Below are 13,038 nucleotides of genomic sequence, written 5' to 3'. Positions count from 1 at the left end.
CACCCCCGGGGGGGGGGGTGGGGGGTGTTTTCGCCCCCCCCGCGGCGGGGGGGGGGGGGCGGGCGCCCCCCCCCCCCCCGGGCGCCCCCCCCCCCGGGGGGGGGGGGCCCCGCGGTCGTCGGGGCCGATGTCCGGCTCTGCCCTCGGAGCCGATGCGCAGCTCAGCCGTGAGGCGACGCTGTCAGCAGTGGTCTTCCACCTCTGGTCGGGGCGGGGCCCGGTCGCTCAGGACCGCCGGACCTCCCGGCCCGGGACGCACAGCCGCACTGCCGCCAGCGCCGCGCCGGTGAGCAGCAGCAGGACGGCCCGCCCGCCCGTACCCGAACCCGCGAGGTGCACGCCGAGCACCGGCAGCGCCGTGCCCAGGGCCGTCCCGAGGCTGCGGACCATGTTCACCATGCCGCCGCCGACCGCGGAGCTCTCCGCCGGAACGGCGCGCATCACCAGTGCATTGTTCGCGGGGAGCAGCAGCCCCAGGCCGTAGCCGGCCACCGCCAGCGGGACGGGCGTCAGCGCCGTCGACACCGGCAGCACCACGAGGGCGCCCAGCCCGACCGCGGCCACGAGCGCGCCTGCCCGTCCCCGCTTCGCATCGCACCAGCGCCGGGGGACGAGCGCGGACCCGGCCGTCGCGGCCACCGCGAAGGCGGCCGGCAGCGCGGTGATCACCAGCCCCGCGGTCGTGGCCGGGACGCCCGCGCCGGCCAGCATCACCGGGCCGAGCACCAGCGGGCAGAACAGCAGCAGGTAGCCGACCAGAGCCACAACGAGCCCGGCACGGATGCCCGGCGTGTTGACGAGGCCCGGCGCGATGATCGGACGGTCCGCCCGCTGCTCCTGGCGGGTGAGCGCCACCGCGAGGACGACCGCAACCACCGGGAGTACCACCACGGCCCACGCCGGGAGCGGCAGGCCGGACGCCGCCGACAGGGCGAGCAGCAGCGCGGTGGACGACCCGGCGAGCAGCACCAGCCCGAGCAGGTCGAACCGTGCCTCGCGGGCGGCGGGTGCCGCCGGGACCGCCGGAACCGCCGAGCGGACCGGGCGGACCGGGCGGACCGGGCGGACCGGGCGGACCGGAACCGCTGTGCGGACCGGGCGGACCGGGTGGACCGGGACAGCGTGGTCCGATGCAGCAGTGGAGATGTGACTGCGCGGCAGCAGGAACCAGCCCGCGAGCAGCCCGATCACCCCGATCGGCACGTTGACCCAGAATGCCCACCGCCAGGAGGCGTGCGCCACCAGCAGGCCGCCGACGCTCGGCCCGAGCGCCAGCCCCAGGGCCTGCGCGGCTGCCTGCACGCCAAGGGCGGTGCGCATCGCACGGGCCGGCACGCCCCTCGCCACCAGCGCAACGCTGTTGGCCTGCATCATCGCGCCGCCCACCGCCTGTACGGCACGGCAGGCGACCAGCATCCACAGCCCGCCCGCGAACCCTGCCGCCAGGGAGGCCGCGGCGAAGACCGCGAAGCCGCCGAGGTACATCGTCTTGCGCCCCACCGTGTCGGAGAGGCGGCCCACCGGGACGAGCAGCGCCACGAGAACCAGCAGGTAGGCAAGCGAGACCCATTCGACCGACGCGAAGCCCGCATCGAAGTGCTGCTCCAGCGCCGGGAAGACCAGCGCGGTCACGCTCGCGGTCAGCTGGCCGAGGAACGCACCCAGGCAGACCGTGCCGACGGCGAGCCAGTGGGCGTGACGCCACGCCGCCACGGCGCGCGGCCTGGGCCGTTCAGCCAGCAGAAGGGCGCTGTCGAGCAGCCGAGGGCGATGGGTCGAGGGCACGGGACGATGATATATCGGTAGCAGACATAGTCGCTAGCGGAGTCTGTCGGAAACCGATCTCATCCCTTGGTAACCGGTCGCCTTCTGTCGGCCACCACACGGCCCCGGGTCGGCGATGCGCTGCGGCCGATCCGTTCGGCACCGGAGCAGTCCGGCGGCCGAGCCCCTCTGCTCCAGAGGTATCCGGCATCCGAGGGTCTCGGCACCAGAGGCGTTCCGATCGGCGGCCGACGTCTCCAGATCGGCGGCCGAGCTCCTCTGCTCCAGAGGTATTCCGATCGGCGGCCGACAGAGTCCGAGCCGACAGAGTCCGAGTGGGGCAGGCCGATGCGGATCGGACCGCGGGACCGGACCGGCGTGGAGAAAACCCAGGATGGGACGAGAGCGGGGAAGCGCCTCCGTACCACCCGACACCGAACAGGTCGGAACGCAGCGGTGTCAACGTCCGGCCTGGTCGGCGGCCGAACCGTGACCTCCGAGCCGATACGCTGTCCGCCATGTCGGAGCCGTCCCACCCCGTGCCGCAGTCCGTGTCCGAGTTCTCGGCGGTCGAGGAGGCCGCGGCCATCGAGCGTGCCCAGCGGCTCACCGACGTGATCACACGGCTTCGCCGGGCGCTGCGCAGCAGCATCCGCACCGACTACCCGTGGGAGTCGCTGCCGATGGCCCAGGTCGAGCTACTGCAGACCCTGGCGGCGGCTCCGCTGCGGGTCGGCGAGCTGGCCGCGCGGCAGCGCCTGGCGCCCAACACGGTGAGCGGCCTGGTCGGGAAGCTCCTGGAGGCGGGCTTCGTGGACCGCCAGGCCGACCCGGGTGACCGCCGCACGGCGCGGATCGCCCTCACGGCCGCCGGCCGCCGCCAGCTCCTCGACTGGCGGCGCGCCCACGAGCGCAGACTCGCGGATGCGCTGGAGAGCCTCTCCCCCACCGACCGCGACGCCGTGATGGGCGCGCTGCCCGGCCTGGAGCAACTGGCCAAGGCCCTCGCCGGGGCCGCCGGCACCACGGGCACCACGGGTCCGGACGACCGTCCGGCCTGAGGACTCGGTGCCGGTACCGACACCGGGCACCGGACACCTGGCACCAGGCGCCGGGCATCGGGCACTTGTGCGGACACCCGAATCCGCCCCCGCACCGGGGCGCCATCCCCGACCCGCCGACCCGCCGACCTGCCGGGCCGCCGGGCCCGCCGCGGTCAGAAGAGCGTGGCGCCCTGTTCCAGGTCCAGCAGCCAGCGCTTGCGCTCCACTCCGGCGGCGAAGCCGGTGAGCGTTCCGCTCGCGCCCACCACACGGTGGCAGGGTCGGACCACCAGCAGTGGGTTCGCCCCGACGGCCTGTCCGACGGCGCGCACGGCCGTGGGCGGCAGACCGGCCGCGGCACCGAGTTCGCCGTAGGTGACGGTCTCCCCGTACGGGATGTCGTCCAGCGCCGCCCAGACCTGCTGGCGGAATTCCGTGCCGGTGGGCGCGAGCGGCAGGTCGAAGGTGGTGCGCTCGCCGGCGAAGTAGGCCGTCAACTGCTCGACGGCGGCGCCGAGTGCTTCGGGGTCGGCGACCCAGTCGGGTTCCGGCTCCGCGACCGCGCCGCGCTGTCCCGGCGCGGTCACTGCGACCAGGGCCGTCGGCCCGCCGTCCTGGACGCAACCGACCACCAGCAGTCGGCCGAGCGGGCTGGGCATGGTCGTGAAGACGGTGACCGCACGGGAATCGGCACGGTTCACGCTGCTGGGGCTGGTCACGCTGCTCACACCTTCACACCATCGGGGTCGTTCACCGGATCGCTCGCCCGGCCCGGACCGCTCGCGTCGGCACCCGCACTGTCGCCGCCGCCCGTCCGTCGGACGGCCTTCGATCTGCCCGACCCTCCATTCTTCCGGCCCGCACCAGCCGCACCAACCGCACCAACCGCGCCGGCGACAGCAGCGGCAGCGGCCGGCGGTGCCGAGGCCAGCCAGAGGCGGTGGACCGCGTACGAGCGCCACGGGGCCCAGGATGCGGCGATGGCCTCGGCGCTCGCGGCGTCTCCCGGGTGGCCGAGCCGCTGCAGGCCGTGCCGGACGCCGACGTCGCCGGGGAGGAAGACGTCCGGGTCCGCGAGGGCCCGCATCCGCAGGTAGCCGACCGTCCACGGGCCGAGGCCGGGGAGGGCGAGCAGGGCTGCGGCCGTCTCCTCGCGGTCGACGCCGCCGTCGAGCCGGATCCCGGCCGGGTCGGCGAGGGCCGTGCAGAGTCCACGCAGCGCTCGGCGGCGGGCCGCGGGCATCGCGAGGTCCTCGTCGGCGGCGTCCGCCAGGGCGGCCGCGGTCGGGAAGAGCAGCCGCAGGCCGCCGTTCGGCTCCGGCAGTTCGGCGCCGTACCGCTCGGCGAGGCGGCCGGCGAGCGTCCGGGCGGCGGCGACCGTGATCTGCTGGCCGAGGACGGCCCGAACCGCGAGTTCGTGCGGGTCGACGTGGCCGGGCGAGCGGACTCCGGGTCTGGCCTGCACGGACGGGCCGAGGGCGCCGTCGGAGCCGAGTTGCGCATCCACCGCATCCGGGTCGGCGTCGAGGTCGAAAAGGACCCGCAGCCTGTGCACCGCCGTGGTGAGGTCGCGCAGGTCGGCGAGGGCGAGCCGGCAGTCGAGCCAGCCGCGGGTGGGCGGGTCCGCTGCGGCGAGCCCGTCCACTTCGGCGACGGCATGCCCGTACGGGAGGGCGAGCGTGCGGCGGTAGGTGCGGCTGCCGGCGCGGGGGCCGGGGACGACCTCCTCGACGCCGGGGACGGCGCGCAGCGCGAGGAAGTCGAGGAGGTGGTCACTGTCGAGAGCGCCGCGGTAGGCGAGGCGCAGGCTGATCGTGCCGGGGGTGGCCGCGGCCGGGTGGCCGGTCGCGTGTTCGGCGCGCAGTCCGCTCGGGGTGCGGTCGTACACCTCGCGCACGGTGTCGTTGAACTGGCGCACGGAGGCGAAGCCCGCCGCGAAGGCGATCTCGGTGACCGGCAGGGCGGTGGTCTGCAGCAGCAGTCGGGCGGTCTGCGCGCGCTGGGCGCGGGCGAGGGCGAGCGGGCCGGCGCCGAGTTCGGCGGTGAGCTGGCGCTGGAGCTGGCGGGCGCTGTAGCCGAGGCGTTCGGCGAGGCCCGCCACGCCGTCGCGGTCGACGACGCCGTCGCCGATCAGCCGCATGGCCCGGCCGACCAGGTCGGCGCGGTGGTTCCACTCGGGGGAGCCGGGGACGGAGTCGGGCCGGCAGCGGCGGCAGGCCCGGAAGCCGGCGCCCTGGGCGGCCGCGGCCGTGGGGTAGAACGTGCAGTTGACGCGCTTCGGGGTCACGGCCGGGCAGCTGGGCCGGCAGTAGATTCCGGTGGTTCGCACGGCCGTGAAGAACACCCCGTCGAAGCGGGAGTCACGGCTGTCCACCGCCCGGTACCTGGTCTCGTCATCGATCACGCCTCCCAGTCTGCGCCATCGCCCGGTACCCGACTGGCGGAAATCGGACGTGACCGTCCGGGTCCGCACGCGCGTACGGCGAGCCCGTAGCGGCGTGCGCCGCGCCCGTACCGGCGTGCGTCGGACCCGGTGCCGGCGCGTGCCGGACCCGGTGCCGGCCCGCCGTAGAGCCCGCCCGGAGCCCGCCCTAGAGCCCGCCGGGAGGATTCCGGGGCGGCTCTCCGTTCTGGGAGCGCTCTCACCCCCTAGGTCCACCCGATAGGCTCTGACGCGAACCGTTCAGCGCGAGAGGAGTCCCCGGTGTCCCAGCACCAACACCCCGGCACCGAGCACTCCGGCGCCGCGCCGAGACCGACGCTCGAGTCGGTCGCCGAGCTGGCCGGGGTGTCCCGCGCCACCGCCTCCCGGGTGGTCAACGGCGGCGCCGGTGTCCGGGCCTCCCTGCGCGAGAAGGTCCAGCGGGCCGTCGACGAACTCGGCTATGTGCCCAACCTGGCCGCCCGCACCCTGGTCACCCGGCGCAACCATGCGGTCGCCGTGGTGGTCGCCGAGCCGGAGAGCCGGCTCTTCTCCGACCCCTTCTTCGCGCAGCACCTGCGCGGCATCAGCCGCGAGCTGTCCTCGGCCGACAACCAGATGGTCCTCCTGCTCATCGAGGACCAGGCCGACTACGAGCGGGTCGGCCGCTACCTGGGCGGCGGCCACGTCGACGGGGCACTGCTGTTCTCGCTGCACCACTCCGACCCGCTGCCGGAGATGGCGCGCCGGGTCGGGCTGCCGTTCGTGATAGGCGGACGCCCCGGCTGGCCTGGTGCGGAGTCCGACCGCGACCTGATCTACGTCGACAGCGACAACCGCGGCGGCGGCCGGCTCGCCGTCCAGCACCTGCGCTCGATCGGCCGCACCCGGATCGCCACGGTCACCGGTCCGCTCGACCAGACCTCCTCGCTGGACCGCCTGGACGGCTACCGCGACCTGCTGCCGGACGGTGACCCCGACCTGATCGCCGAGGGCGACTTCACCGCGGACGGCGGCGGCCGGGCGATGGCGGAGCTCCTTTCCCGCCGGCCCGACCTCGACGCCGTGTTCGCCGCCTCCGACGCGATGGCCTCCGGCGCACTCCGGGTCCTGCGCGAGGCCGGACGGCGCGTCCCGGAGGACGTCGCCGTGGTCGGCTTCGACGATGTCGAGCAGATCTCCGAGTGGACGGAGCCGCCGCTCACCACCGTCCGCCAGGACATCGAGGAGATGGGCCGCCTGATGGCCCGCCTGCTGCTGCGCAGGCTGGCCGGCGTCAGCGAGGGGCCCGGCCGTCCCGGCCCGACCTCCGTCATCACCCCGACCAGGCTTATCATCCGCGGTTCGGCCTGATCCTGCGGACGCCCGCATCGACCGTCCCGACACCCCATCAGAGCCTGCGCCGACGCCGCGTCGCCGGGCGCGACCCCACCGGACGCGGCCTCGGCGGAAATCCGGTTTCGCCCGACCACCGTTGCGGGAGAAGGTGGCCGGATGACCGAGCACTGCTGCCCGACCATGGACCGCCGGGTCACGCACGCCTGCGACCTGCACGACGACCCGTTCGACTGCCCCGACGCGCTGGTCCACTTCAGCGAGCGATTCCGGGAGTACGGGCTGATCGTGCACGACGGCGGCACGTCGGCGATCACCATCGAGTTCTGCCCCTGGTGCGGAACGGAGCTGCCGCAGTCGCAGCGGGACCGCTGGTTCGGGGAGTTGGAGCGGCTCGGGATCGACCCGTGGACGGACGAGGTGCCGCCGGAGTTCGAGGACGGCAGATGGCTTGCCACCCCGGACGGCGAGGCCGCGACAACACAGCAGCCGGGCGACACGGCCGGCAGCGACACGGCCGGCAGGGGTACGGCGGCCGGCGACCCGGCGGACGGCCACCAGGGCCTGCCGAAGGCCGAGTTCGCGTTCCCGGGGCCGCTGCGCGACGCCCTGGTGGCGGCGATCCTGGACGGCACCAAGTCGAGTACGACCTCGCTGTTCGACGCCTACGCACTGCTCGGCGAGGAGGTGCCCGCGGTCGGCCTGCGCCAGGCCGTGGTCGACTCGGCGGACGAGGAGGTCGCCGTCATCGAGACGACCGAGGTGCGGATCGTCCCGGTCGCCGAGGTCGACGAGGCCCACGCGCGCGACGAGGGCGAGGGGTACACGTCGGTGGCCGAATGGCGTGCCGGGCACGAGGAGTTCTGGCACAGCGCGGAGGTGCGGGAGGAGATGGGCGACCCGGCGTTCACGGTCGGCGACGCCACCCTGCTGGTCCTCCAGCGGTTCCGGCTGGTGGAGAGGACGGCGGAGGACGCGACCGCCGACGACGTCACGGCAGAGGCGTGACGCCGGGAGCCACCGAGACGGCTGCGCACCCGGCCGGACGCCCGGACCACCGCCTGCTGGCCGACACGGGCTGACGGCCGACACCGCCACCGACCTCGGCATCGGCATCCGGCACCGGCATCCGGCACTGGCAGGGCGGACCGCCCCACACCACCCATCCGCACCGACCCGGCAGGCGCACGCACCCGGACCGTGCGGTGCCGCGCACCCGGCCACCCCTGACCAGGTGCACGGCAGTCCCACCGGCCACCACACGCCGGGAGTTCCGCGACCCGTCCTTCCGCCGGTCCGCCGACCCGTGTCGCAGCCCGAAATCCCCGGGCCCGGCACCTTCGGCGAACCGATGAACAGCAAGCCGAACGATCCGGCAGACGGAACGAACCAGCAGACCGAACGGGCCACCGGCCCGAACGAACCGGCAGACCGAACGAACCAACAGGCCGGACGGACGGAGCAGGCCGGACGGACCTGCAGATCGGCGACCTGGCCGGCCCCCACGGTCGCCCGTCGCCCGAGGCGCGCCCCATCGGCAACCCACCGCCGTTGAAAGCGCTCTCAGGCATGGGACCGTAGGCCCCACGACGCGGGCGTGTCAACGCTCTGAACGGAATCCCCACCGCCTCCCCGCGCCCCAAGGAAATCGGCCCGCGGGCAGGCATCACTGACATCACGTTCAGGTTTCGCCCCCTTGACGTCCGGACGGCACCCCCGGCACTCTCACTGCATCGCTGAGAGCGCTCTCAGAAATCGAGCCACCGAGCGCACCTCACGTCACCACCCAGCCTGCCCCGGTCAGGAGACCTCCCCATGCGTCCGTTCAGAGCCCGACGCTCCGCAGCCCTCGGCACCACCGCTCTCGCCGCCGCCCTGCTGCTCACCGCCTGCAGCTCCGGCACCAGCGCTTCCAAGGACAGCGCCGACGGCAAGGTCACTCTCACGATCGACCTCTTCGGCACCTTCGGCTTCAAGGAGACCGGTCTCTACGACGAGTACATGAAGCTCCACCCGAACATCACCATCAAGCAGTCCGACACCCAGGACGAGGGCCAGTACTGGCAGGCCCTGCAGACCAAGCTGGCCGGCGGCGGCGGCCTCGCCGACATCCAGGGCCTGGAGGTCGGCCGGGTGGCGAGCGTGGTGCAGAAGCAGTCCGACAAGTTCACCGACCTGAAGACGCTCGGACTCGGCGGGGTGAACGACGGCCTGGTGCCGTGGAAGGCCGCCGCGATCAAGACCCCCGACGGCAAGGTGCTCGGCGCCGGCACCGACATCGGCCCGGAGGCGATCTGCTACCGCACGGACCTCTTCAAGGCCGCCGGACTGCCCACCGACCGCACCGAGCTGGCCGCCAAGTGGTCCACCTGGCAGGGCTACCTCGACCTCGGCAAGCAGTACGCCGCCAAGGCCCAGGCGGGCAACGCCTGGACGGACAGCGCCGCGGGTATGTTCACCGCCGAGGTCGGGCAGCAGAAGGTCCGCTACACCGACGAGAGCGGCAAGGCCGTCTACGACAGCAGCCCGGCCGTGAAGACCGCCTGGGACGACTCCACCAAGCTGGTCGCCGACGGGCTGTCGGCGAAGCTCCCGCAGTGGACGCCCGAGTGGAACAAGGCCTTCTCCACCGGCAAGTTCGCCACGCTGAGCTGCCCGGCCTGGATGATCGGCTACATCAAGGGCCAGGCGGGCGACGCGTTCGCCGGCAAGTGGGACATCGCGGCCGGCCCGGGAAAGACCGGCAACTGGGGCGGCTCCTACCTGGCGATCCCGCGCACCGCGAAGCACCCGAAGGAGGCGGCCGCGCTGATCCAGTGGCTGAACGCCAAGGACCAGCAGGTGAAGCTCTTCACCAAGCAGGGTTCCTTCCCGTCCAGCACGGACGCGCAGACGGCGATCAAGTCGGTGCAGGACCCGTACTTCAACAACGCGCCGATCGGCCAGATCTTCAGTGAGGCGGCCACCGGGATGCCGGCCCAGGTGCTCGGCACCGACGACGGTGTGATCGGCAAGGCGTTCACCGACGCGCTGGGCGAGGTGGAGCGCACCAACACCGCGCCGGCCACCGCCTGGCAGCACGCGCTGGACAACGTCAAGAAGGCGAACGGCAACTGACGCCCCACGGCCCCCGGCCCCGCCGGGCCGGGGGCCCCGTCGAAGGACCTTCCATGGCCATCACCTCCTCGGCGCGCCTGCCGTCGGCCGCGGCCGGCCGGGCCCGCCCGCGCACCGCCGGCCGGCTCGCCCCGTACGGCTTCGTCGCACCGTTCTTCGTCCTGTTCGCCGCGTTCGGGCTCTTCCCGCTGCTGTACACGGCCTATGTGTCGCTGCACCGGGTCGAGTTGCAGACCTCCGACCACATGGACTGGCTGGGCTGGCAGAACTACACCCGGCTGTTCGAGGACCCGTTCTTCTGGAACGCACTGCGCAACACCTTCACCATCGGCGTGCTGTCCACCGTGCCGCAGCTGCTGATGGCGCTGGGCCTGGCGCATCTGCTCAACTACCGGCTGCGCGGCCGGACGTTCTTCCGGGTCGCGATGCTGATGCCGTACGCGACCAGCGTGGCCGCGGCGACGCTGGTCTTCGCGCAGCTCTTCGGCCGCGACTACGGGCTGATCAACTGGCTGCTCACCTCGGCCGGGCTGAGCCCGGTGGACTGGCAGGCGAGCACCTGGGCCTCGCAGTTCGGCGTCTCGGCGATCGTCACCTGGCGCTGGACGGGCTACAACGCGCTGATCTACCTGGCCGGCATGCAGGCCATCCCCGGCGAGCTCTACGAGTCGGCGGCGATGGACGGTGCCTCACGCTGGCAGCAGTTCCGCCACGTGACGATCCCCGGCCTGCGCCCGACCATCGTGTTCACCGTGGTCGTGTCGACGATCGGCGCCACCCAGCTGTTCGGCGAGCCGCTGCTGTACGAGGGCAACTCGGGCGGCGGCATCTCCCACCAGTACCAGACCCTCGGGCTCTACATGTACGAGCAGGGCTGGACGTTCTTCCACCTGGGCCGGGCCGCCGCCGTCGCATGGGTGATGTTCCTGCTGATCGTGGTGCTCGCCCTGCTGAACGCGGCGATCGCCGCCCGCCGCAACCGTACGGACCGGTGACCGAGATGAGACTGACCCGGCGATCCCCGCTCCAGGGCGGCCCGGTGGCGTACGCCGTGCTGATCGGCGCCACCCTGATGTTCGTCTTCCCGTTCTACTGGACGCTGGTCGCGGCCAGCCGCACCAACTCCGAGCTCAGCGCGGCCACTCCGGCGCTGACACCGGGACCGAACCTCTTCCACAACATCGGCGAGGCGCTCCAGCAGGCCGCCATCGGCACCGCGCTGTGGAACTCGCTGATCGTGGCGACCGCGGTCACCGCGGGCGTGGTGCTCTCCTCGACGCTCGCCGGGTTCGCCTTCGCGAAGCTGCGCTTCCGCGGCCGCGGGCTGCTGCTGGCGGTCACCGTCGGCACCATGATGATCCCGCCGCAGCTCGGTGTGATCCCGCTGTTCATGGTGATCGTGCGGATGGACCTGCAGAACAAGCTGCCCGCGGTGATCCTGCCGTCGCTGGTCTCGGCGTTCGGCGTGTTCTTCATGCGGCAGTTCCTGATCCAGGCGCTGCCGGACGAGCTGATCGAGGCGGGCCGCGTGGACGGCGCCTCGGCGCTGCGGATCTTCTTCTCGATCGTGCTGCCGGTCGCCCGTCCGGGTATGGCCGTGCTCGGCATGCTGACCTTCATGGCCACCTGGAACGACTTCTTCTGGCCCATCGTGGCGCTGAGTTCGCAGAACCCGACCGTCCAGGTCGCACTGAAGTCGCTCGGCCAGGGCTACGTCCCGGACCAGTCGATCGTCATGGCCGGCACCCTGCTCGGCACGCTCCCCGTCCTGGCGGTGTTCGCCCTGCTCGGGCGGCAGATCGTCGGCGGCATCATGCAGGGCGCCGTCAAGGGCTGACCCGGCCTCCCCCGACCACTCCACCTCCCGGAAGGCGACATGTCCGTCGAAGCCCTCCCCTCCCCCGTCCGCACCGGCTTCCCGCCCGGCTTCGTCTGGGGCACGGCCACCGCCGCGTACCAGATCGAGGGCGCCGCCGCCGAGGACGGCCGCACGCCGTCCATCTGGGACACCTTCAGCCGCACGCCGGGCAAGGTCCGCAACGGCGACACCGGCGACATCGCCGCCGACCACTACCACCGCTACCGCGATGACGTCGCGCTGATGGCCCGCCTCGGCCTCGGGGCCTACCGGTTCTCGCTGGCGTGGCCGCGGATCGTCCCCGGCGGCCGCGGCCCGGTGAACGAGGCCGGACTGGACTTCTACGACCGGCTGGTCGACGAGCTGCTGGAGGCGGACATCGCCCCCGTCGCCACGCTCTACCACTGGGACCTGCCGCAGGAGCTGGAGGACGCCGGCGGCTGGACGAACCGCGAGACCGCCTACCGCTTCGCCGAGTACGCGCAGGCGGCCGCCCGCCGCCTCGGCGACCGGATCCCCACCTGGACGACGCTCAACGAGCCCTGGTGCAGTGCCTTCCTCGGCTACGGCAACGGTGTGCACGCCCCCGGCCGGACCGACCCGGCGCAGGCCCTGGCCGCCCACCACCACCTGCTGCTCGCCCACGGGCTGGGCACGGCCGCGCTGCGCGCCGAACTGCCGGCCGCCGCACAGGTGTCGCTCACCCTGAACCTGGCCGCGGTGCGGCCGGTCAGCGACGATCCGGCCGACCTGGACGCGGCCCGCCGGATCGACGGCCTGGCCAACCGGATCTTCCTGGACCCGGTCTTCCACGGGAGCTACCCGGCCGACGTGCTGGCCGACACGGCCGAGGTCACCGACTGGTCGTTCGTCCACGACGGCGACCTCGCCGAGATCTCCCGGCCGATCGACTCGCTGGGGATCAACTACTACACCCCGACCGTCGTCGGCGCCGACGACCCGGCCGCGCCCGCCGACCGGCAGGACGGCCACGCCGGCGAGCTCTCCCCCTGGCCGGCCGACCGCGGCGTGCGCTTCCTGCCCGCCGAGGGCAGCCGCACCGCGATGGGCTGGCCGGTCGACGCGGACGGCCTCTACGAGCTGCTGACCCGCCTGCGCGACGACCTGCCGGGCGTGCCGCTGCTGGTCACCGAGAACGGCGCGGCGTACGAGGACTACTGCGACCCGTCCGGCGCGGTGCACGACCCGGAGCGGATCGCCTACCTGCGCGGGCACCTGGCCGCGGTGCGCCGGGCGATCGCGGACGGCGCACCGGTGCGCGGGTACTTCCTCTGGTCGCTGCTGGACAACTTCGAGTGGGCGTACGGCTACAGCAAGCGGTTCGGGATCGTCCACGTGGACTTCGCGAGCCAGCGCCGGACCCCCAAGGACAGCGCCCACTGGTACGCGGAGGTGGTGCGCACCGGCGTGCTGCCGGACTGAACCTGCCCGGTGGGGGCGGGGAGCACAACGGCCGTGCGGCCGCCGGGATCTGGCAC

General features: G+C 73.4%; 10 protein-coding genes and 1 pseudogene. 8 read left to right on the top strand and 3 right to left on the bottom strand.

What is annotated here, in order from left to right:
• Positions 1-225: 225 nt before the first annotated feature.
• Positions 226-1,785: an MFS transporter gene (locus tag ACFV0G_RS21720; RefSeq protein ID WP_380550181.1), complete on the bottom strand. Its 1,560-nt coding sequence runs from the start codon at positions 1,783-1,785 to the stop codon at positions 226-228.
• A gap of 497 nt (positions 1,786-2,282) precedes the next feature.
• Here ACFV0G_RS21720 and ACFV0G_RS21715 point away from each other — a divergent pair, with 497 nt between their 5' ends.
• Positions 2,283-2,825, top strand: coding sequence for a MarR family winged helix-turn-helix transcriptional regulator (locus ACFV0G_RS21715; RefSeq protein WP_380550178.1), 543 nt, complete (start codon positions 2,283-2,285; stop codon positions 2,823-2,825).
• Between the two features lie 155 nt (positions 2,826-2,980).
• Here ACFV0G_RS21715 and ACFV0G_RS21710 read toward each other — a convergent pair whose 3' ends face one another.
• Positions 2,981-3,526 carry a methylated-DNA--[protein]-cysteine S-methyltransferase gene (locus ACFV0G_RS21710; RefSeq protein WP_380550175.1) on the bottom strand — a complete coding sequence of 182 codons (546 nt, stop codon included), beginning with the start codon at positions 3,524-3,526 and terminating at the stop codon, positions 2,981-2,983.
• Between the two features lie 5 nt (positions 3,527-3,531).
• Entirely contained in the window at positions 3,532-5,211 is a 1,680-nt protein-coding gene (locus ACFV0G_RS21705; protein ID WP_380550172.1) for an AlkA N-terminal domain-containing protein, read from the bottom strand.
• A 300-nt stretch (positions 5,212-5,511) separates the two neighbouring features.
• On the opposite strand from ACFV0G_RS21705, the gene ACFV0G_RS21700 reads away from it, so the two are divergent.
• The 7 genes and pseudogenes from ACFV0G_RS21700 to ACFV0G_RS21670 all read left to right on the top strand — a co-directional run bounded on the left by ACFV0G_RS21700 (position 5,512) and on the right by ACFV0G_RS21670 (position 12,982).
• Positions 5,512-6,582 (top strand): LacI family DNA-binding transcriptional regulator, encoded by a 1,071-nt coding sequence (locus tag ACFV0G_RS21700; RefSeq protein WP_380550169.1) that lies wholly within the window; start codon positions 5,512-5,514, stop codon positions 6,580-6,582.
• Positions 6,583-6,723: 141 nt separating this feature from the next.
• Positions 6,724-7,008: pseudogene (locus tag ACFV0G_RS21695) on the top strand (DUF6980 family protein); the annotation flags it as partial.
• Positions 7,009-7,128: 120 nt separating this feature from the next.
• A complete protein-coding gene (locus ACFV0G_RS21690; RefSeq protein ID WP_380550184.1) occupies positions 7,129-7,572 on the top strand; it encodes an ASCH domain-containing protein in 444 nt (147 codons plus the stop codon).
• Positions 7,573-8,379: 807 nt separating this feature from the next.
• Positions 8,380-9,681, top strand: a complete 1,302-nt coding sequence (locus ACFV0G_RS21685) for an ABC transporter substrate-binding protein (protein WP_380550166.1) — start codon at positions 8,380-8,382, stop codon at positions 9,679-9,681.
• Positions 9,682-9,734: 53 nt separating this feature from the next.
• A complete protein-coding gene (locus ACFV0G_RS21680; RefSeq protein ID WP_380550163.1) occupies positions 9,735-10,676 on the top strand; it encodes a carbohydrate ABC transporter permease in 942 nt (313 codons plus the stop codon).
• Positions 10,595-11,518 (top strand): carbohydrate ABC transporter permease, encoded by a 924-nt coding sequence (locus tag ACFV0G_RS21675; RefSeq protein ID WP_380550160.1) that lies wholly within the window; start codon positions 10,595-10,597, stop codon positions 11,516-11,518. The genes ACFV0G_RS21680 and ACFV0G_RS21675 overlap by 82 nt, the downstream gene beginning before the upstream one ends.
• A 39-nt stretch (positions 11,519-11,557) precedes the next feature.
• A complete protein-coding gene (locus tag ACFV0G_RS21670; RefSeq protein ID WP_380550157.1) occupies positions 11,558-12,982 on the top strand; it encodes a GH1 family beta-glucosidase in 1,425 nt (474 codons plus the stop codon).
• Positions 12,983-13,038 lie beyond the last annotated feature (56 nt).

This window comes from Kitasatospora sp. NPDC059571 (assembly GCF_042735675.1).
In the GTDB taxonomy this organism is placed as follows: Bacteria; Actinomycetota; Actinomycetes; order Streptomycetales; family Streptomycetaceae; genus Kitasatospora.
This window is presented reverse-complemented; position numbering and strand designations above follow the sequence as displayed.

What these genes read in the sequence shown, in the direction of transcription:
- ACFV0G_RS21685 (WP_380550166.1), top strand. Translation starts at nt 8,380, where the DNA reads ATGCGTCCGTTCAGAGCCCGACGCTCCGCAGCCCTCGGCACCACCGCT.
- ACFV0G_RS21675 (WP_380550160.1), top strand. Translation starts at nt 10,595, where the DNA reads ATGGGTGATGTTCCTGCTGATCGTGGTGCTCGCCCTGCTGAACGCGGC.
- ACFV0G_RS21715 (WP_380550178.1), top strand. Translation starts at nt 2,283, where the DNA reads ATGTCGGAGCCGTCCCACCCCGTGCCGCAGTCCGTGTCCGAGTTCTCG.
- ACFV0G_RS21670 (WP_380550157.1), top strand. Translation starts at nt 11,558, where the DNA reads ATGTCCGTCGAAGCCCTCCCCTCCCCCGTCCGCACCGGCTTCCCGCCC.
- ACFV0G_RS21680 (WP_380550163.1), top strand. Translation starts at nt 9,735, where the DNA reads ATGGCCATCACCTCCTCGGCGCGCCTGCCGTCGGCCGCGGCCGGCCGG.